Source organism: Tepidamorphus sp. 3E244 (assembly GCF_046159835.1).
Taxonomy (GTDB): domain Bacteria; phylum Pseudomonadota; class Alphaproteobacteria; order Rhizobiales; family Tepidamorphaceae; genus JACKJK01.
Map to the genome: position 1 here is coordinate 1,096,425 of NZ_JBJXCY010000001.1, position 19,689 is coordinate 1,116,113.

A 19,689-nucleotide genomic window follows, 5' to 3' on the forward strand; every position below is an offset into this window, starting at 1 on the left:
GGTTCAATTCGCCTCGACGGGCTCCGGCCGCGACAGCCAGGTGTCGCGCGGCACATCGTAGATCAGCCCGTGATGCTCAAGCTCCGGCGCGAACAGCGGCATGATCTGCGGCACGATGTCGGCGGGTGACTTCAGCGTTTCCGGGTCTTCACCGGGCATGGCCTGCGCGCGCATGGCGGTGCGCGTCGCGCCCGGGTTCACCAGGTTGATCTTCAGCGGCACGTTGACCGCCTCCATCGCGTAGGTGAGGGCCATCTGCTCAAGCGCGATCTTGGTAATCGAGTAGGCGCCCCAATAGGGCCGCGGAGCATAGGTCGCGCCTGTCGTCATGAAGACGGCGCGCCCGGCATCGGAGGCGCGGAGCAGGGGGTCGAGCGTGCGGATCAGCCGCCAGTTGGCCGTGAGGTTCGTCGTGACGACCTCATCCCACTGCTTCGGCTTGATGTGCGAGAGCGGCGTCAGCGGACCCAGTACGCCAGCATTGGCGAACAGGATGTCCAGCTTTTTCCAGCGGTCGAAGATCGCGCCGCCCAGGCGGTCGATGGCGTCCATGTCGGCGAGATCGAATGGCACCAGCGTCGCCTGTCCGCCTTCCGCCTTGATGGCGTCGTCGAGTTCTTCCAGCGCGCCGACGGTGCGTGCAACGGCGATGACATGCGCGCCGGCGCGGGCAAGGCCCACGCTGACGGCGTAGCCGATGCCACGGCTCGCACCGGTGACGAGCGCGACGCGTCCGGACAGGTCAGGCAACTCGATCATGCCGTCTCCGACAGCAGCGAGAGCTGGCGCACGGTTTCGCGCGCGCTTTCCTTGTCGGTCAGGCGGGTCGGGTATTCGCCGGTGAAGCAGGCATCGCAGTACTGCGGCAAATCATTCTGGCGCGCGGCCTCGCCCACCGCCCGGTACAGCCCGTCGATGGACAGGAAGGCCAGCGAGTCCACCTTGATGTACTGAGCCATGTCGGCAATCGACATGCGCGAGGCGATCAGCTTGGACTTCTCAGGCGTATCAACGCCGTAGAAACAGGGATTGGTGGTCGGGGGGCTGGCGATGCGCATATGCACTTCCTTCGCGCCCGCATCGCGCATCATCTGCACGATCTTCAGCGAGGTCGTGCCGCGTACGATGGAATCATCCACCAGCACCACGCGCTTGCCCTCGATCATCTTGCGGTTGGCGTTGTGCTTGAGCTTCACGCCCATGTTGCGCACGGCATCCGTCGGCTCGATGAACGTCCGGCCCACATAGTGGTTTCGGATGATGCCGAGTTCGAAGGGAATGCCGGATTCCTGAGAGAAGCCGATGGCTGCCGGCGTGCCGGAATCGGGAACCGGCACCACCAGATCGGCATCGACCGGCATTTCGCGGGCGAGTTCCTGCCCGATCCGCTTGCGCACCTCGTAGACGTTGCGGCCTTCGACGGTGGAATCGGGACGGGCGAAATAGACGTATTCGAAGATGCAGAAGCGCGAGGGCTGCGGCGTGAACGGGTAGAGCGAGCGGATCTCGTCTTCCGTGATGACGATGAGTTCGCCCGGCTCGATATCCCGGATGTGGTGCGCGCCGATGATGTCGAGCGCGCAGGTCTCCGACGTCAGGATCGGCGCGCCGTCGAGTTCACCCAGGACCAGCGGGCGCACGCCGAGCGGGTCGCGCACGCCGATCAGCTTCTTCTCCGACATGGCGACGATGGCGAAGGCGCCTTCAAGCTGGCGCAGCGCGCCGGTCAGGCGTTCGACGATCGGGCCGATATCTTCCATCGCGATCAGGTGCAGCAGCGTCTCGGTGTCGGACGTCGACTGGAAGATCGCGCCTTGCCGCTGCAGCGAGCGCTGAAGGCTGCGGGCATTGGTGATGTTGCCGTTGTGGGCGACGGCAAACCCGCCGCCGTGAAACTCGGCGAACAGCGGCTGCACGTTGCGCAGCACCGGCGCGCCGGTCGTCGAGTAGCGCGAATGGCCGATTGCGCGGTCGCCCTTGAGGCGCTCGATCACTGCCGGCTTGGTGAAGTTGTCGCCAACAAGGCCGATGTGGCGCTCGTTGTGAAACTGGACGCCGTCATAGGTAACAATGCCCGCTGCTTCCTGCCCGCGATGCTGGAGCGCGTGCAGGCCGAGGGTCGCCAGCGCACCGGCATCCTCGTGTCCGAAAATGCCGAAGACGCCGCACTCTTCGTGCAGATGGTCATCGTCGTCGAACGGATGAGTTGTGAGGGTCTTGGTCAGGGCCTTGTCCTCGCAGTCAACATATGTCGCAGGTCAACGTCAGTGGGGTGCGGCCCGGTGGGCCGCATGTGCCGCTAGTTGCTGTTGTTCGTCGCCGGGTCGCTCTCGATCAGGCCGTCGATGGTTGCATCGTCGCCTTCCGGTGCCGGTTCGCCGGGGGTCTCGTCGCCCTCGAATTCCTTGCGGACGCGGTCGAGAATCGCGCTCTCCGGGTCTTCCGGGAGCAGATTCATGAGCTTTTCGCCCGTTGTCTCGATGAGTTCCAGCGAACGTGCCTGGGTGATCCAGTCTGGCCGCTTCTCCTCGGGCACGAACCAGTCGAAAAATAGGTAGCCGACGACGACAAGCAAGAGGCCGCGTGCAATCCCGAAGAAGAAGCCGAGCGTGCGGTCCACCGCGCCGACCCGGCTGTCGAGGATGAAGTCAGAAATCCGCGACGTGATGTAGCTGACAATGATCAGAACGATGATGAAGGTCGCGCCGATCAGGATGATGTCGGCCAGCTGGTCCGGATCGATCTGCTCGCGAACGAGGCCCTTGAAGCGGGAATAGGCGAAGACCGTGGCGATCACCGCCGCCGCCCACGAGGCGATGGAGAGAATCTCGCGTGTCAGCCCGCGAACCATGGCCAGCAGGCCAGAGATCACCGCGACCACGATGAGAATGATGTCGAGTCCGGAAATAATCATGGAAGGCCTTGCCTGTCGTTGCAAATGCCGCGTCGGCAGCCGCCCGGCGCCTGTTTGCAGCCCGAATAAACCAAATCGCCGAGCGTTGCGAGTCCGATGACGCACGTGCCGCCGATCATGCGGCGTTTATGTGTCTTCGCCTTCGCGCTTCGGCGCGTTTGCCGCGATGGCCGCGACCAGCGTCGACAGCGAATCGACCCGCCGCGTCCGCAATCCTTCACCGTCCTGTCCGCCCGTGCCGGCACCCGGCGCAATCGCCTGCGTGAAACCGAGCTTGGCGGCCTCCTTCAGCCGGGTCGCCTCGTGCCCGACGGGGCGGATGGCACCCGACAGGCTGATCTCACCGAAGTAGACCGCATCCGGCTGGAGCGCGCTGCGCGCCATGGACGAAACCAATGCAGCAGCAACGGCAAGATCGGCAGCCGGTTCCACGATCCGCAACCCGCCCGCCACGTTGAGATACACGTCCTGCGCGCCGAGCTTCAAGCCGCAATGGGCATCGAGCACGGCCAATATCATCGACAGCCGGTTGGAATCCCACCCCACAACGGCGCGGCGCGGCGTAGCGAGCGTGGAAGGGGCCACCAGCGCCTGTATCTCCACGAGGATCGGCCGCGTGCCTTCCATCCCGGCAAACACGGCTGCACCCGGCGCCCACGCATCGCGTTCGCCGAGGAACAACGCGGAGGGGTTGGGAACTTCGCGCAGGCCCATGTCGCTCATCTCGAAGACGCCGATCTCGTCGGTCGGGCCGAAGCGGTTCTTCACCGCGCGCAGCAGCCGGAACTGGTGCGCCCCGTCGCCTTCGAAATAGAGCACTGCGTCCACCATGTGCTCCACCACGCGGGGACCTGCGATCTGCCCGTCCTTGGTGACGTGGCCGACGAGCACGACCGCCGAGCCGGAGCGCTTGGCGTGACGGATGAGCATCTGCGCGCTGGCGCGCACCTGCGAGACGGTGCCGGGCGCCGATTCGATGGAATCGGTCCACAGCGTCTGGATGGAATCGATGACGACGAGGTCCGCCGGCGTGCCGGTCTCCAGCGTCGCAAGAATGTTCTCCACGTTGGTCTCTGCCGCGAGCCCCACGTTCGACCTGGCAAGGCCGAGACGCGTCGCGCGCAGCCGCACCTGGTCGATCGCCTCTTCGCCCGAGACGTAGACGACCTTGCGGCCGGCATTGGCGAGCCCGGCGGCTGCCTGCAGCAGCAGCGTCGACTTGCCGATTCCCGGATCACCACCAACGAGGAGGGCAGAGCCGCGCACCAGCCCGCCGCCACAGACCCGGTCGAGTTCAAGTACCTGGCTGGAGACGCGCGGCGGCTGGTCTTCCTCACCCGACAGCGCCGACAGCGCGACGGGCCTTCCGGGGCGCGCCTTGCGCTGCGAGCCGGAAACAGGCGCGGAGGCTGCGTCTTCTTCCACGAGCGTGTTCCACTCGCCGCAATTGTCACACCGCCCGCTCCAGCGCACATGCTGTGCACCGCAGTTCTGGCAGACGAATTTCGTGCTGTTGCGCGCCAAGTCAGGAGGCCTCCATGTAGCGGCGGTGATAGCGCGCGCCGAGCGAGGTGAGAACCTCGTAGACGTTGGTGCGGAAATGTTGTGCCGTCTCGCTCAAGGGGATCGCCCCGCCGATGACGGTGACCGGCGTGCCGCGCGATACATCGGCGATGTCCGTCACGTCCACGGTCAGCAGGTCCATGTTGACCCGGCCAGCGAGAGGCGCGCGCTGACCGTCGATCTGCACCGCGTAGGCGCTTTCGCCGTCGCCGGCACTGGCAACCCGGTGAAATCCGTCCGCATAGCCAAGGCCGATGGTGGCGATTCTGGTGTCACGCTGCGCCGTCCATGTGGCGCCGTATCCAACGATATCGCCCGCGGCAACATCGCGGACAGACAGCACCGGCGCAACCAGTTCAACGACCGGCCGGAACGGGTTGTCATGGCCATTGATCGGCTCGCCGCCGTAGAGCGCGATGCCGGGCCGCGAGAGATCATAGTCCCCGCCAATGCCGAGCCACGCGACCGACGCCGAGTTGCACAGGGACGCGGGCATACCGGGAAACAGCAAGCGCACGTCTTCAAAGGTCGCGATCTGCCGGGCGTTGACCGCATGGCCCGGCTCGTCCGCACAGGCCATGTGCGTCATCACCAGTGAAAGGTCGAGGCCGCCTTGCGCGGCGACAGCCTGCGCATCCTGGAGCGAAAGCCCGAAGCGGTTCATGCCGGTGTCGACATGCAGTGCGGCAAGTCCGCCGCCCGCCTCGCGCCACTCGGCAACCTCTTCAAGTGTGCCGAGAACCGGGCGCAGGTCGCACTTGATGAAGGCGCCCGCCGTGCCCGGCAGCAGCCCGTTCAGCACGTAGATGGGAATGTCGGGGCCGCAGGCGGTGCGGACGCGGCGCGCCTCGCCAATCGTCGCGGCAAAAAAGGTGCGCGCGCCTGCATGCAGCAGTGCAGGGACGGCGCGCTCGATCCCCGTGCCATAGGCGTTGCCCTTGACCACGGCTGCGCACGCGGCCGTGCCCGACAGCCGGTCGGCGGTGCGCCAGTTTTCGCCAAGCGCGTCAAGGTCGACGTGAAGCTGCGCGCAGGCTTCGCCCGCGTGGCCGTGCCACTGGGGCCTGGAGGGGGAAGAGGTTTCGCCCGCGCTCATTCGAACCGGTCGGGAAGGCCGCCATGCGCGTAGTTGGAAAAGCGCGTGAATTCGCCGTCGAACTGCAGGTTCACGGTGCCGGTGGGGCCGTGACGCTGCTTGCCGACGATCAGCTCGGCGATGCCGTGAACCGCTTCCATCTCGTTTTCCCAGGTCAGGAAGTCTTCCGTCCCTTCCTTGGGCTTGCGGTTCTTGAGGTAGTACTCCTCGCGGTAGACGAAGAGCACCACGTCGGCGTCCTGCTCGATGGAGCCGGATTCTCGAAGGTCGGCGAGCTGCGGACGCTTGTCGTCGCGCGCTTCCACCTGGCGCGAAAGCTGTGACAGCGCGAGGATCGGCACGTCCAGTTCCTTCGCCAGCGCCTTTAGGCCGGTGGTGATCTCGGTGATTTCCTGCACGCGGCTGTCGCCGGCGCGCTTGGATCCCTGCAGCAGTTGCAGGTAGTCGACCACGATCATGTCAAGGCCGCGTTGGCGCTTCAGACGCCGTGCTCGGGCGGCAAGCTGCGCAATCGTCAGGCCGCCAGTGGCATCGATGTAGAGCGGGATCTGCTCAAGCTCGCGGGCGGCATCCACCAACCGCTGGAACTCGTCCTGCCCGATCTTGCCGCGACGGATGCGGTCCGAACCGATGCTGGAGCGCTCCGAAAGAATACGGGTCGCCAGCTGTTCGGCCGACATTTCCAGCGAGAAGAAGCCGACGATCGCGCCGTTGACCGTCTTTTCGCGCCCGTCCTGCTGGATCTCGGTCTTGTGCGCCTGCGCCATCGCATAGGCGATATTGGTGGCAAGCGCCGTCTTGCCCATGGCCGGACGCCCGGCAAGGATCACCAGGTCGGAGGGCTGCATGCCGCCGAGCATCTCGTCGACATCGCGGAGGCCGGTTGCGACGCCCGAAACGTGCCCGTCGCGCTTGTAGGCGTTGTTGGCCATGTCGACCGCGCCGCGCACGGCCTGTGCAAAGCCGACGAAGCCGGAGCCGTACTTGTCGGATTCGGCGAGTTCGTAGAGGCGCTGCTCGGCAACCTCGATCTGCTTGGCCGGCGGCTGGTCGGCGGCGGCCTCGAAGGCCATGTTGACGAGGTCTTCGCCGACGCCGATCAACTCGCGGCGTGTCGCGAGGTCGCGCACCACACGGCCATAGTCGGCGGCGTTAATGACGGTGGTCGCGGCAGCCGCAAGGCGGGTCAGGTACTGCGGCACGGTCAGGTCGCCGACCGGCGGATCGCCATCGAGGAATGTCTTGAGCGTCACCGGGGTCGCGGTCTTGCCCGCGCGCACCACCTGGCTCAGCACGTCGAAGATGCGTGCATGCACACCGTCGTGGAAATGGCCCGGCTCGAGGAAATCGGAGACGCGGTAGTACGCCTCGTTGTTCACGAGAATCGCGCCCAGCAGCGCCTGCTCGGCCTCCAGGTTGTGGGGAACCTGCCGGTATTCCTGGACCTTCGAGTCGAGTGCCTTGATCGGTGTGACGGACATGGTCTGCCTGGTTTGCTGAAACGCCCGGTGTGGGGCGATTCGTATGAACGAAATTTCTAGGGCGAACGCTGGCGCGCGTTACTTCGCGCGCGCTCTTGCCGGGCTTGGTCTAGCGGGACGGCGATTTCTTTTCTCCGTTGACAATCACGGTATCGGGCAAGCGCTGCGACTCTTCCCCGCTATTTCCCGTGCTGTTGATAAACACAGCCGTGTGGCGGGAATTCGCTTGCCTGTGTATGGCGATTCGCGGAGGTGGCACCACGAATCAAAAAGGCGGCGGCGCCAGTGCGCCACCGCCTCGTTTTGCTGGACGCGGGAAAAGCGTCAGGCGTTGGCCTGATCGTCGTCCTGGGAACCCTCGTCGGAGTCTTCGTCGGTCTCGATGTCGAGCGACTCGTCGAGTTCGGCAGCAAGGCCGGCATCCTCGAAGAACTCTTCCGCCGTGACTTCGTCTTCTTCGCGCTCGCTGGCGACGACGTCTTCACCGGCGGCCTGGCGCTCGGCTTCGTCCTCGGAGCGGGCAACGTTGACGTTGACGGTGGTCTCGACCTCGGCATGCAGGCGCACGCCGACCTTGGCAATGCCGATGCCCTTGATCGGGTCGTTCAGCATGACCTGCGACTTGCCAACGGAGAAGCCGGCCTCGTCCAGTGCAACCGACACGTCGCGTGCGGTGACCGAACCGTAGAGCTGGCCGCTGGAACCGGCCGAACGGATGAGCACGACGGTCTGGCCTTCGAGCTTCTCGGCGACCTTTTCCGCTTCCTGGCGCTGTTCCAGGTTGCGGGCTTCAAGCTGCGCGCGCTCGCGCTCGAAGCGCTCCATGTTGTCCTTGGTGGCGCGCAGGGCCTTGCCCTGGGTCAGGAGGAAGTTGCGGGCGTAGCCGTCTTTCACCTTCACCGTGTCGCCCATCTGGCCGAGGCGGGGAATGCGCTCCAGAAGAATGATTTCCATTGTCTTGGTCCTTTTGAGTGGTTCTTGCGATCGTGAATGTCAGTCGTTGGGGTTTGCCGGCGGGGCGGCGGAAAACCGCGCCCGCAGGCCGAAAAGCGCGTCGGCGACGCCCAGCAGCGCCACGACGATGAAAGCGAAAGGCAGCAGCAGCATGAGTGCGGCGAGCCCAGACAGGATCAGACCCTGCATCGACGAGTTGCGCGTCAGGCCGTAGACGGTCGCGAAGCCGAGCACGATGAAAGCGGTGGTCAGCGCGCCGACCGCAGCCTTTGAATAGAGGCCCACCGTGTCCCCCAGCAGGGCAGCGGCAATGGACAGCGCGAAGGCGGCGACGGCGACCGGGCCGAACTGCATCGACCCCAGGCCAAGGCGTTCGCGCTGGCTGCGGCCGGACAGGGCGGTGAGGCGGATGGCAAGGGTCAGGTTGAGAAGCGTGGTCGCCGTCCAGATCGCCGCGGACGCCGGGATGAGCATCCGCGACAAGAGGTTGATGAGCAGGTCGAGGTCGACGCCTTCGGGCGCTGCACGGCCGCCGAGGAAGCCCTCGCGGATCGTCAGGTCGATATTGGTCAGGAAGGTCTCGACATCGCCGCCCAGCATGTAGGCGGTGAACATGGCGAATGCGGCTCCGAGCGCCGCCGTCCACAGCACCAGCCGTCCAGCGGGGTACCACTCGCGCGGGCTGTTCGGGTCGGTTTCATCGACGGGGCGCGCCAGCATGGCCAGCCGGGCGAGCCAGATCGTCGGCGCGCACACGGTCAGCGCGAAGATGCCCGCATAGGTGAAGCTGGCACCAAGCGCGACGCTGAGGGTGGCAACGCCACTGGCGATCAGGGCGGCCGGAAGGCCCCAGCCGAAGCCGGCGATGAAGATGGGAAGGGGGGCAAGGTAGAACAGAACCAGCGCCAGCATGCTGCCCGTCGTCAGCGACAGGAAGAGCAGGGCGGCGGCAAGGCCCGCGCCAATGGCTGCTATGAGGGAGCTGTTCATCATCGTTTCGCTGTCCCGTTGCTCCGGCTTGGGGCCGGCAACGGTTAGGAACGGATCAGGCCTGTGCCGCCCGCCCCAACCATTCGAATGTATGCTTCGCGTTTACCGGAAGCGCGGTGCGCGGCCCTTGATAAGGTCGCGCACCGGATTTTCGTTCGCTCGTGGATCAATCGACCACGTAAGGCAGCAGGCCGAGGAAACGGGCCCGCTTGATCGCCTTGGCCAGCTCGCGCTGCTTCTTGGCGGAAACCGCGGTTATGCGGCTCGGAACGATCTTGCCGCGCTCGGACATGTAGCGGAGCAGCAGCTTGGGATCCTTGTAGTCGATCTTCGGCGCATTATCGCCCGAGAACGGGCAGGTCTTGCGGCGGCGATAGAACGGCCGGCGAACCGGCATCTGTGCGATGTTGGGTGCGCTCATGGATCAGTCCTCCGACTTTTCGGATTTGTTGTCGTCACGGCGCGGGCGATCACCGCCACGGTCGCCGCGATCACCACGATCGCCGCGGTCACCGCCGCGGCCACCGCGGTCGCCACGATCACCACGGTCTCGGTCGCCGCCACGTCCGCCACGGCGGTCGTCACGGTCACGGCGCGTCAGGATCGCGGACGGCTGGTCGGTGTGCTCTTCGACGCGGATCGTCATGAAGCGCAGGATGTCTTCGTTGAGACCCATCTGGCGCTCCATCTCGGCGACGGCGGCCGGCGGCGCGTCGAGGTCGATGAGCTGGTAGTGCGCCTTGCGGTTCTTCTTGATGCGGTAGGAGACGGGACGCAGGCCCCAATATTCCTTCTTGCCGACGGTACCACCGTTTTCGGTGATGATGCCGGACATCTGTTCGGTCAGGTTTTCGACCTGCTGGGCCGAAACGTCCTGACGTGCCAGAAAGACATGCTCGTAAAGCGGCATGGGATCGCCTTTCTTCTAATGCCAGTGCGAAGGCTGGCGCGGAGCCTCGTTCGAAAGCCTCTTTACGTCCATGTGGGACGGGCATGAAAGGCGTTCGCGTTTGGTCTCGAAGAGCGGGAACACGGGAAGTCGAAGGCGAACCTTCTGTTGCATTTCACCGATCACGGCGATCTGCAGCCTTCCGTTCAGCCCCCGGCCGGGCCTTCGCGGGAAGCGCGCTTTATACGCAAATGGCGGCAAACATCAACACTTGATTGCACTTGCCAAACTTGACATCGCCGCGCCGAAAGGTTCTAGACGCGCCCCAAGTTTGCACAAGCAGGAAATATGAAATGTCGATCTGCTTTACTTTTCCCGGACAGGGCAGCCAGAAGGTTGGCATGGGCCGCGACCTTGCCGATGCGTTCCCGGCGGCGCGCGAAGTCTTCGAGGAAGTCGATGACGCGCTGGGCTCCAGCCTCACCACCATCATGTGGGAAGGCCCGGAAGAAACGCTGACGCTTACCGAAAACACGCAGCCCGCGCTGCTCGCCGTCTCCATGGCCGCCATCCGCGCCATGGACGCCGAAGGCTTCGGCGTCGCCGAGACCGCGTCCTACGTCGCCGGTCACTCGGTCGGTGAATACGTGGCGCTGACGGCTGCCGGCACCTTCTCGCTGACCGATGCCGCCCGCCTCGTGCGGGTGCGCGGGCAGGCCATGCAGCGTGCCACGCCGGTGGGCGAGGGCGGCATGGCCGCGATCCTCGGGCTGGAGTTCGATGTCGTGGCGCAGATTGCCGCCGACGCTGCGGAAAACCAGATATGTCAGGCGGCCAATGACAATTCCATCGGCCAGGTGGTCGTCTCCGGCAACATGACTGCCGTCGAGCGTGCCGTGAACCTGGCCAAGGAGCGCGGTGCACAGCGCGCGATCATCCTGCCGGTGAGCGCGCCGTTCCATTCCGACCTGATGGCGCCTGCAGCCGAGGAAATGGCAGCCGCGCTCGCCAATGTTCAGATCAATCCGCCGGTCGTTCCGCTGATTGCGAACGTCACCGCATCGCCGATCTCCGACCCGACCGAAATCCGCACCCGGCTCGTGGAGCAGGTGACGGGCAATGTGCGCTGGCGCGAATCCGTCCTGTGGATGGCTGCGAACGGAGTCGACACGCTTTATGAAATCGGTGCAGGAAAGGTCCTGACCGGCCTCGTACGCCGCATCGACCGCTCGCTGACCGCGCGCGCCATCAACACCCCCGACGACGTCAACGCGCTGAAGGCCTGAGGCCTCAAGCACACCTGACGGGAAGGACACGCAATGACTGCCAATCCCTTCGACCTGACCGGCAAGACGGCGCTGGTGACCGGCGCCAGCGGTGGCATCGGCGGCGCGATTGCGAGCGCCTTGCACGCGCAGGGTGCGACCGTTGCCATCACCGGCACGCGCGAGGACGCGCTGAACGAACTGGCCGGCAAGCTCGGCGACCGCGTTCACCCGCTGGTCTGCAACCTCTCCGACGCCGAGCAGGTGGAAGGCCTGGTCGAGCGTGCCGAAGGCGCGATGGAGCAGGTCGACATCCTCGTCAACAATGCCGGCATCACGCGGGACAATCTGTTTCTTCGCATGAAGGATGCCGAGTGGGATGACGTCATCCAGGTCAACCTGACGGCGACCTTCCGCCTGACACGCGCCGCCGTGGCCAAGATGATGCGCCGCCGGGCCGGCCGCATCATCAACATCACGTCCGTCGTGGGCACCATCGGCAACCCGGGGCAGGGCAACTATTGCGCTGCCAAGGCGGGAATCGTCGGCATGTCCAAGTCGCTCGCCTACGAGGTCGCCAGCCGCAACATCACCGTCAACTGCATCGCGCCGGGCTTCATCGCGACCGCGATGACCGACGTGCTCACCGACAAGCAGCGTGAAGGCATTCTTTCGCGCGTCCCGGCCAACCGGCTGGGAACGCCTGAGGAAATCGCCAGCGCCGCGATTTATCTCGCCAGCGACGCCGCTGCCTACGTGACGGGACAGACCCTTCACGTAAATGGCGGCATGGCGATGGTCTAAAGGCTTCTCAAGCCGTCGGTTGTGGGTTAAACGACCCCCCACCGAATGCCGGTAAATGGCGGAATCGCCTATTCTGGCAATGTGAAATAAAGTGTGTTACGAGCGTCCAACTCGCTAGGGATCGACTAGGGATTTCCGGCTCTGGCGCTTTGAATTGGGGGCGGAATTCCGGCGTTTCGGCGAAGCTGAAAGCGGGACTCATCTCCCCCTGTCTCCGGCGGTTCTAGCGGGCTGTTGGGGTGTGTATTGGAAATAGAACGCAGTTCTGCGCACGCAGTATCGAGGAGACGTTATGAGCAGCATTGCTGATCGCGTGAAGAAGATCGTCGTTGAGCATCTTGGTGTCGAGCCCGAGAAGGTCACGGAAAACGCCAGCTTTATCGACGACTTGGGTGCCGACAGCCTCGATACGGTCGAGCTGGTCATGGCGTTCGAGGAAGAATTCGGCTGTGAAATCCCCGACGATGCGGCCGAGACGATCCTGACCGTGGGCGACGCGGTCAAGTTCCTCGAGAAGAACGCGGCCTGACTTTTTCGGTCATTGTCCGTCGAAGCAATCGAAGCCGCGACTGGTAACAGTCGCGGCAGCATTGGATATTGAGGCATGCTCCGTCGCGTTGTCGTAACTGGATTGGGCGCGGTCACGCCGCTTGGCGGCAATATTGACCTGACCTGGAAGCGTTTGCTGGCCGGCGAGAATAGTGCCAAGCGCGTGACCGAGTTCGAGGTCGATGACATCGCGTGCAAGATCGCCTGTCCTGTCCGCTTCGGCGACGGGTCCGGCGACACGTTCAATCCTGACGCCTATATGGAGCCGAAGGAGCAGCGCAAGGTCGACCGCTTCATCGTCTATGCCATTGCGGCCGCCCAGCAGGCGATCGAGGATTCCGGCTGGGAACCCAAGACCTACGAAGAGCAGATAGCCTCTGGCGTGATGGTCGGGTCGGGTATCGGTGGCCTGATGGGCATCGAGAACTGCGCCAAGATCCTGGAAGAGAAGGGGCCGCGCAGGCTGTCCCCGTTCTTCATCCCAAGCTGCCTCATCAACCTCGCCTCCGGGCACATCTCCATCCGCCACGGCCTCAAGGGGCCGAACCACGCGGTGGTGACGGCCTGCTCCACCGGTGCGCACGCCATCGGCGATGCGTCTCGCCTTATTGCCTATGGCGATGCGGACGTGATGGTCGCCGGCGGTGCGGAAGGTGCGGTCTGCCGGCTGGCGCTCGCGGGCTTTGCCGCCTGCCGTGCGCTGTCCACGAATTTCAACGACGAGCCGCAGAAGGGCTCGCGCCCCTATGACCGCGACCGTGACGGCTTCGTCATGGGCGAGGGCGCCGGCGTCGTCGTTCTGGAAGAATACGAGCACGCCAAGGCGCGCGGCGCGAAGATCTACGGCGAAGTGATCGGCTACGGCATGTCCGGCGACGCCTATCACATCACCGCCCCGTCCCAGGACGGCGACGGTGCCTATCGCTGCATGAAGTCCGCCCTTGGCCGCGCGGGTATCGAAGCCTCTGACATCGACTACATCAACGCCCACGGAACCTCGACGCCGCTCGGCGACGAGATCGAACTGGGCGCGGTGGAGCGTCTTGTCGGTGATGCGGCCTCGAACCTGTCCATGTCATCGACCAAGTCGGCAATCGGCCACCTTCTGGGTGCCGCCGGTGCGGTGGAAGCCATCTTCTCGCTGCTCGCCATGCGCGACCAGGTTGCTCCGCCCACGCTCAATCTCGACAATCCATCCGTCGAGACCAAGATCGACCTCGTGCCTCACACTGCGCGCAAGCGCGAAATCAACACGATCCTCACCAACTCGTTCGGATTCGGTGGCACGAACGCCTCGCTCATCATGCGACGCGTCGAAGCCTGACCCATCAGTCGGCGCGGTGGCGCTGGACAGGTGTGAAGTCCGCTCTTTTGCCACATTGGAGCGGCTAGTGTCTGGGCCCCGAACGGCTGGCGCGCAAGCGCGCGGAAGCCGATGGAACGAGTTGGCGATGCGCACCCGATCCGCGCGAGTCTTGAAGGAAATCGGCACGTGAGTGAGAACGACAATCCCCGGGACGAAACCAGCACCGAACACGAGGAGCCGGCCCCGATGCCGACGCGCAGCCGCCGTGTGAAGCCGCCGAAGGCGAAGCGCAAGGCGCGCCGCAATCCGTTCATCGTGCTGATGTCGGGCTTCTTCTCGCTGCTGTTCCTGGGCGTGATCGTCGGCGGCGCCACGCTCTATCTCGGCAAGATCTGGTTCGACCGGGAAGGCCCGCTGACGGAAGCGAAAACGGTCGTTATCCAGCGCGGTCGCGGCGTGCAGCAGATCGCCCAGCAGCTCAAGCATGAAGGCGTCATCGACAAGGGCGGTTTCATCGACGATGGCCTGATCTTCGCCGGCGGCGTGTTTCTCCACAAGGCGCAGGGCGAGTTGAAGGCCGGCGAGTATGCCTTCGAGCCGGGGGCTTCCATGTACGATGTCATGGAGAAGCTGCGCTCGGGCAAGTCGATTCTCCATGGCCTCACCGTGGCCGAGGGTCTGACCAGCAAGCAGATCGTCGCGCTGGTCAATTCCCACGATATGCTGTCTGGCGACGAGGTGCAGGAGATCCCCGACGAGGGCATGCTGCTTCCCGAAACCTACAAGTTCACTCGTGGCACGCCGCGCGCCCAGATCGTTCGCCAGATGCGCGCCGATCTCGACAAGGCGCTGGCCGATGCCTGGGAAAACCGCGATCCGGAACTGCCGCTGAACAGCCCGGAAGAGATGCTGACGCTGGCCTCCATCGTGGAGAAGGAAACCGCGGTTGCCGCCGAGCGTCCGCAGGTTGCATCGGTCTTCGTCAATCGCCTGCGCAAAGGCATGAAGCTGCAGTCGGACCCGACCATCATCTACGGTTTGTATGGCGGCGATGCATGGGGCGTGTCGCGCACCATCACCCGCTCCGAGCTGAACGCGCCGAATCCGTATAGCACCTACCAGATTGATCGCCTGCCGCCGGGCCCCATCGCCAATGTGGGTGTCGATGCGCTCAAGGCGGTCTCGCAGCCGGCGGAGACGGACTACCTGTACTTTGTCGCCGACGGCACGGGCGGGCACGCCTTCGCCAAGACGCTCGACGAGCACAATCGCAATGTTGCCAAGTGGCGCGAAATCGAGAAGACGCGCGGCCAGCAGCAGGGTGCCTCGGCAGCAGACGGCGCAACAACGCAGTAGCTACCAGGCCTGGGGGGGGGCAACGATGTCGACCAGCGTGGGCAACCTAGCGAGCATGACCGGCTTTGCCGCCGTGTCGGGCAGCGGTGCGGACCACGACTGGGAATGGACGTTGCGCTCTGTCAACGGCAAGGGCCTCGACCTGCGCTTCCGCTTACCTGCCGGTTTTGAACGTATCGAGCCGGCACTGCGCACGCTCGCCGGCAAGGCGTTTGCGCGCGGGTCGATGACCGTGTCGGTCACCATCCGCAAGCAGGGCGGTGACGAGCAGGGCCTCGTCGTCAATCGCGCCGCTCTCGACACCGTCCAGCAACTTGCCCAGGAACTGGCGCGCCAGACCGGCGCCACGCCCGCAACCGTTGATGGCTATCTCTCCGTACGCGGCATTTTCGAGACCGAGAATGCCGGAGCCGACACGCCGGATGCAGGCCTCTATAAGACATTGGAAAATGGCTTTCCCGCAGCACTTGACGCACTCGCCACCGCACGCGCGAGCGAAGGCGCGGCCATCGGCGCGGTGCTGGCCGAGCAGATGGACACGGTCGCCGACCTGACGGCGCAGGCCGATGCATTGCCCGCCCGCAGGCCCGAAGCGGTCGCAGCACGCCTCAAGGGGCTTGTCTCCGATCTTCTGAACGCCTCGCCGCAGCTCGACCCGGAGCGCCTGCACCAGGAAGCGGTTCTGATGGCGGCAAAGGCCGATATCCGCGAGGAGCTCGACAGGTTGAACGCCCACGTGGAAGCCGCCCGCGTGTTGCTCGCCAAGGGCGGGCCGGTAGGCCGCGATCTCAATTTTCTCGCGCAGGAATTCAACCGCGAGGCCAACACGCTCTGCTCGAAGTCGAGCGACACGGAGCTGACGCGCATCGGCCTGAAGCTGAAGAGCGTGATCGACCAGTTCCGCGAGCAAGTCCAGAATATCGAATAGGCGACGAAGCATGGCGCAGGACGCAACAGCGACACGGCGCGGGATCATGTTGGTCCTGTCATCGCCCTCCGGCGCGGGCAAGACGACGATATCGCGCGCGGTTCTCGACCAGGAGCGCGCCAACGGCCTGGACCTCTCCATTTCCGCGACCACGCGCGCCAAGCGCCCCAGCGAGATGGAAGGCGTGCACTACCACTTCATGTCCGAAAAGCAGTTCCTCAAGAAGCGCGATGCCGGCGAGTTCCTCGAATCGGCCGAAGTGCACGGTAACCACTACGCGACCCCGCGCGAGGAAGTCGAACAGGCCTTATCCGCCGGCAAGGACGTGCTCTTCGACATCGACTGGCAGGGTGCCAAGCAGATCCGCAAGGCCGCGCCCGGCGATGTCGTCAGCGTCTTCATCCTGCCGCCGGACGTGAAGTCGCTTCGCGAGCGGCTGGAACGGCGCGCGGAAGATGACGAGGCGACCATCAAGCGCCGCCTTGCCAACGCACGCGTCGAGATCGGCCACTGGCAGGAATACGACCACGTGGTCGTCAATCGCGATCTGGGGGAGAGCGTGAAGACGGTTCTGGCGATCCTGCACGCCGCCCGCTCCACCACCAAGCGCCAGACCGGGCTGGTGGACGGCGTGGCGCGCCTTAGCGCCGATCTGGAAGCCCTCGAATAGGCTTTTACGCGCTGGCCTGCTGTGCTCGTGCGAGCGCGGCGAACCCGGCGATATCGACGGTTTCGGCGCGCGCCGTCTCGGCGATGCCGACCTCATCCAGCACGGCCTTGGGGTCCGCAAACAGCGGCTTGAGGCTTTGGCGCAGCATCTTGCGGCGCTGGCCGAAGGCTGCGCGCGTCACCGTCTCCAGTGCCTTGAGGTCGCAAGGGTGTTGGACCTCTTTCGGCACGAGCTGCACGACCGACGAGATCACCTTCGGCGGCGGTGAAAAGGCCTGCGGCGGCACGTCGAACACGATGCGCGCATGGGTCCGCCATCCGGTCAGAACGCCGAGCCGGCCATAGGCATCGTCGCCCGGCTGCGCGACGATCCGTTCGCCCACTTCGCGCTGGAACATCAGCACCATCCGGTCGAACCACGCGGGCCACGGCTCGCTGCCGAGCCAGTTGGTCAGCAGCGGCGTGGCGACATTGTAGGGCAGGTTGGCGCAGATGCGCTTCGGCCCGTCGCGGCCCGCCATCAGTTCGCGGTGGTCGAATTGAAGCGCGTCGCCCTCGATCACCGTCAGCCGGCCGTCACTGGCCTGTGCGACCTGCGCCAGCGCCTCGAGGCAGCGCGCATCCTTCTCGATGGCCGTCACGCTCGCGGCACCTTCCAGCAGCAGCGCGCGTGTCAGACCGCCGGGACCGGGGCCGACTTCGAGGATGTGCACACCCTCCAGCGGTCCGGCGGCGCGCGCGATCTTGCGGGTAAGATTGAGGTCGAGCAGGAAGTTCTGCCCAAGCGCCTTGGTCGCACGCAGGCCGTGTTCAGCGATCACGTCGCGCAGTGGCGGCAGCGCGTCCAGCGCCTGCATGCTCATGCGCTCGCGCCCGCAGGTATTCGCTGGTTTGTAGCCAACCTTGCTGCCATCTTCAGCGCTTCGGCAAGGCTCGCGACATTCGCCTTGCCGGTCCCGGCAATGTCGAACGCGGTGCCGTGGTCGGGCGAAGTGCGCACGAAGGGCAACCCGAGCGTGACGTTGACGCCGGTGTCGAAGGCGATGGTCTTGATCGGGATCAGCGCCTGGTCGTGATACATGCAGACCGCCGCGTCGTAACCGCTGCGCGCGCGGGCGTGGAACATGGTGTCGGCGGGCAGGGGGCCGCGCACGTCGAAGCCCTTGGCCTGCAATTGCGCGATGGCCGGCGCGACCGTCTCCACGTCTTCGCGCCCGATCGTGCCGCCTTCGCCCGCGTGCGGGTTCAGTCCGGCGACTGCAATGCGCGGCGCATCCACCCCAAAGCGGGACCTCAGATCACGGACGACGATCTCCACCGTCTCGACGATGAGGTCTGTGCTCAGGGCGTCCGGAACGGCGTTCAAAGGAATGTGGACGGTCACCGGCACGACCCGCAGGTCTGCGCCCGCCAGCATCATCACCGGATGCACGGCATGGCCCAGATGGTCGCTCGCCAGCGCGCCGAGATACTCGGTGTGACCGGGATAGCGGAAACCCGCCGCATAGAGCGTTTCCTTGCAGATCGGGTTGGTGACGACACCGGACAGTTCGCCTGCGAGCGTTAGCCGCACGGCTGCCTCGATGGAGCCCGTGACGAGGCCCGCCTGCGCCGTATCCGTTTTTCCTGCAATGCTCGGACCTGACGGAGAAGCAAGCTCCAGGACCGGGAAAGACGTCTGGAAGAGGGACGCGGCCGCAGAAAGCGAACCCGCTTCCACGCGGACCAGTTCGAGCTCGCCGAGCCGGCACGCACGCGCGCGTTCCGCCACGATCTCACCGCCACCGATCAGCACAAACGGGGGGAGGCCCAGTTCCTCGCGGCGCAGGAATGCCATGGCCGCAAGCTCCGGCCCGATACCGGCCGGCTCGCCAATGGTCAGTGCAAGCGGGAGAGAGCCGTCACCGGCAGTCATGGCCGGCCTCGAGGATCATTTGCGGACGATCAGCGCGCTCTGCTTGAGGTCGATCAGCAGCCGGCGGGCAAGGACCTGGCCACGATCGTTCATCAACTCGCTCTGGGCTTCCTTGCGGGCTGCGGTGTCGTCCTTGATCTCGCGGCGCGAGCACACGGCATACATTTCCAGCGCGTTCTTGGTGCGGCGCGGCTCGGTCATCTGGTTGTCGCCGGTCGCCTTGAGCCGCTCCTGATCTTCCGGGTCGAAGACGGTCAGCACCTTGCGGCCAAACCGGTCCCAGACTACGCCTTCGAACTGCTGGGTGAGCTGGTGTGTGGAATCGCAATTCTGGAACTGGCTGCGCACCGTCTGCGCCGTCTTCATGCGCTGGGCAAGCTGAGACTGGGAGACGTCCTTGGGCAGAATGACGATGATTTTCTGCAGCTCGTACTGCGTCGTCAGCTCTTCGGCGGGCGTGTCGCTGTCGCCCATCGCGTTGAGCACGTCCTGCTCGCGGATGCGCACCTCTTCGCGGAAGCGCTGGCGCACGACGTCGGCCCACACGAGATCGGCTTCCAGCCGCTGGCGCAGCGTTGCGGGATTGACGCCGGACTTCTTGAACGCGGTGGTGAGCTGGCTTGACGACATTTTCAGCCGCTGGGCAATGCTGCCATAGGCACTCTCGATGGCGCTGTCCTGCGCCTTCAGGCCGAGGCGCTTGGCTTCCTGGAACTTGAGCTTCTCTTCGATCAGTTCTTCCAGGGCTGCAGAGTTCATCGCCTTCTGGCTGCCCTTGCGCGAGACGACCGAGAGGAACTTCGCGCGCGCGGACACGTCGTAGGACGTGATCGGTTCGTCGTTCACAAGCGCGACGACGCGGGTCTGCGCCGATGCGGTCGCCGGAAGGGCGACGTTGATGGCGAGCATGATGGCTGCAGCGAACACAAGTCCGAAGGTCGCGCGCACCCGGATCGCGGTGTTGGTGTAAGGCGTCATTCTCATCCCGCTGATTGTCATTGTTGCGGCGT

At 65.0% G+C, this 19,689-nt stretch carries 20 protein-coding genes; 7 read left to right on the top strand and 13 right to left on the bottom strand.

The window, feature by feature from the left end:
- Positions 1 to 3: 3 nt before the first annotated feature.
- From ACKTEK_RS05250 to rpsF, 10 genes are all read right to left on the bottom strand, one after another.
- The gene (locus ACKTEK_RS05250; protein ID WP_409164189.1) at positions 4 to 759 is read right to left on the bottom strand and encodes an SDR family NAD(P)-dependent oxidoreductase; all 756 of its coding nucleotides are present in this window, start codon (positions 757 to 759) and stop codon (positions 4 to 6) included.
- A complete protein-coding gene (purF, locus tag ACKTEK_RS05255; RefSeq protein ID WP_409164888.1) occupies positions 756 to 2,225 on the bottom strand; it encodes an amidophosphoribosyltransferase in 1,470 nt (489 codons plus the stop codon). The genes ACKTEK_RS05250 and purF overlap by 4 nt, the downstream gene beginning before the upstream one ends.
- Positions 2,226 to 2,299: 74 nt before the next feature.
- On the bottom strand, positions 2,300 to 2,914 hold the full coding sequence (locus ACKTEK_RS05260) for a CvpA family protein (RefSeq protein ID WP_409164190.1): 615 nt from the start codon (positions 2,912 to 2,914) through the stop codon (positions 2,300 to 2,302).
- A 126-nt stretch (positions 2,915 to 3,040) separates the two neighbouring features.
- Positions 3,041 to 4,438: a DNA repair protein RadA gene (gene radA, locus ACKTEK_RS05265; RefSeq protein WP_409164191.1), complete on the bottom strand. Its 1,398-nt coding sequence runs from the start codon at positions 4,436 to 4,438 to the stop codon at positions 3,041 to 3,043.
- A 1-nt stretch (position 4,439) separates the two neighbouring features.
- Positions 4,440 to 5,573, bottom strand: coding sequence for an alanine racemase (gene alr / locus ACKTEK_RS05270; RefSeq protein WP_409164192.1), 1,134 nt, complete (start codon positions 5,571 to 5,573; stop codon positions 4,440 to 4,442).
- Positions 5,570 to 7,054: a replicative DNA helicase gene (locus ACKTEK_RS05275; RefSeq protein WP_409164193.1), complete on the bottom strand. Its 1,485-nt coding sequence runs from the start codon at positions 7,052 to 7,054 to the stop codon at positions 5,570 to 5,572. Before ACKTEK_RS05275 ends, alr begins: the two co-directional genes overlap by 4 nt.
- Before the next feature lie 324 nt (positions 7,055 to 7,378).
- Positions 7,379 to 8,008, bottom strand: coding sequence for a 50S ribosomal protein L9 (gene rplI, locus ACKTEK_RS05280; protein WP_409164194.1), 630 nt, complete (start codon positions 8,006 to 8,008; stop codon positions 7,379 to 7,381).
- A 39-nt stretch (positions 8,009 to 8,047) separates the two neighbouring features.
- Positions 8,048 to 9,001, bottom strand: a complete 954-nt coding sequence (locus ACKTEK_RS05285) for a hypothetical protein (RefSeq protein WP_409164195.1) — start codon at positions 8,999 to 9,001, stop codon at positions 8,048 to 8,050.
- Between the two features lie 163 nt (positions 9,002 to 9,164).
- Complete coding sequence (rpsR, locus tag ACKTEK_RS05290; RefSeq protein ID WP_409164196.1) at positions 9,165 to 9,419, bottom strand: 30S ribosomal protein S18; 255 nt, start codon at positions 9,417 to 9,419, stop codon at positions 9,165 to 9,167.
- Positions 9,420 to 9,422: 3 nt separating this feature from the next.
- Entirely contained in the window at positions 9,423 to 9,908 is a 486-nt protein-coding gene (gene rpsF / locus ACKTEK_RS05295) for a 30S ribosomal protein S6 (protein WP_409164197.1), read from the bottom strand.
- A gap of 332 nt (positions 9,909 to 10,240) precedes the next feature.
- Here rpsF and fabD point away from each other — a divergent pair, with 332 nt between their 5' ends.
- From fabD to gmk, 7 genes are all read left to right on the top strand, one after another.
- A complete protein-coding gene (gene fabD, locus ACKTEK_RS05300) occupies positions 10,241 to 11,173 on the top strand; it encodes an ACP S-malonyltransferase (protein WP_409164198.1) in 933 nt (310 codons plus the stop codon).
- Positions 11,174 to 11,206: 33 nt separating this feature from the next.
- Positions 11,207 to 11,956 (top strand): 3-oxoacyl-[acyl-carrier-protein] reductase, encoded by a 750-nt coding sequence (gene fabG, locus ACKTEK_RS05305; RefSeq protein WP_409164199.1) that lies wholly within the window; start codon positions 11,207 to 11,209, stop codon positions 11,954 to 11,956.
- Between the two features lie 292 nt (positions 11,957 to 12,248).
- Complete coding sequence (locus ACKTEK_RS05310; RefSeq protein WP_409164200.1) at positions 12,249 to 12,485, top strand: acyl carrier protein; 237 nt, start codon at positions 12,249 to 12,251, stop codon at positions 12,483 to 12,485.
- A 75-nt stretch (positions 12,486 to 12,560) separates the two neighbouring features.
- Entirely contained in the window at positions 12,561 to 13,829 is a 1,269-nt protein-coding gene (fabF, locus tag ACKTEK_RS05315) for a beta-ketoacyl-ACP synthase II (protein WP_409164201.1), read from the top strand.
- Positions 13,830 to 13,997: 168 nt separating this feature from the next.
- On the top strand, positions 13,998 to 15,167 hold the full coding sequence (gene mltG, locus ACKTEK_RS05320; RefSeq protein ID WP_409164202.1) for an endolytic transglycosylase MltG: 1,170 nt from the start codon (positions 13,998 to 14,000) through the stop codon (positions 15,165 to 15,167).
- 25 nt (positions 15,168 to 15,192) lie between these two features.
- Positions 15,193 to 16,095 carry a YicC/YloC family endoribonuclease gene (locus tag ACKTEK_RS05325; protein WP_409164203.1) on the top strand — a complete coding sequence of 301 codons (903 nt, stop codon included), beginning with the start codon at positions 15,193 to 15,195 and terminating at the stop codon, positions 16,093 to 16,095.
- A 10-nt stretch (positions 16,096 to 16,105) separates the two neighbouring features.
- Complete coding sequence (gene gmk, locus ACKTEK_RS05330; protein WP_409164204.1) at positions 16,106 to 16,765, top strand: guanylate kinase; 660 nt, start codon at positions 16,106 to 16,108, stop codon at positions 16,763 to 16,765.
- A 4-nt stretch (positions 16,766 to 16,769) separates the two neighbouring features.
- Here gmk and rsmA read toward each other — a convergent pair whose 3' ends face one another.
- Genes rsmA through ACKTEK_RS05345 form a run of 3 tightly spaced genes read right to left on the bottom strand, consistent with a single transcriptional unit; the run spans position 16,770 to position 19,657 of the window.
- Positions 16,770 to 17,621: a 16S rRNA (adenine(1518)-N(6)/adenine(1519)-N(6))-dimethyltransferase RsmA gene (gene rsmA, locus ACKTEK_RS05335; protein WP_409164889.1), complete on the bottom strand. Its 852-nt coding sequence runs from the start codon at positions 17,619 to 17,621 to the stop codon at positions 16,770 to 16,772.
- Positions 17,622 to 17,623: 2 nt separating this feature from the next.
- A complete protein-coding gene (pdxA, locus tag ACKTEK_RS05340; RefSeq protein WP_409164205.1) occupies positions 17,624 to 18,679 on the bottom strand; it encodes a 4-hydroxythreonine-4-phosphate dehydrogenase PdxA in 1,056 nt (351 codons plus the stop codon).
- A gap of 15 nt (positions 18,680 to 18,694) precedes the next feature.
- Positions 18,695 to 19,657 (bottom strand): SurA N-terminal domain-containing protein, encoded by a 963-nt coding sequence (locus ACKTEK_RS05345; protein WP_409164206.1) that lies wholly within the window; start codon positions 19,655 to 19,657, stop codon positions 18,695 to 18,697.
- Positions 19,658 to 19,689 lie beyond the last annotated feature (32 nt).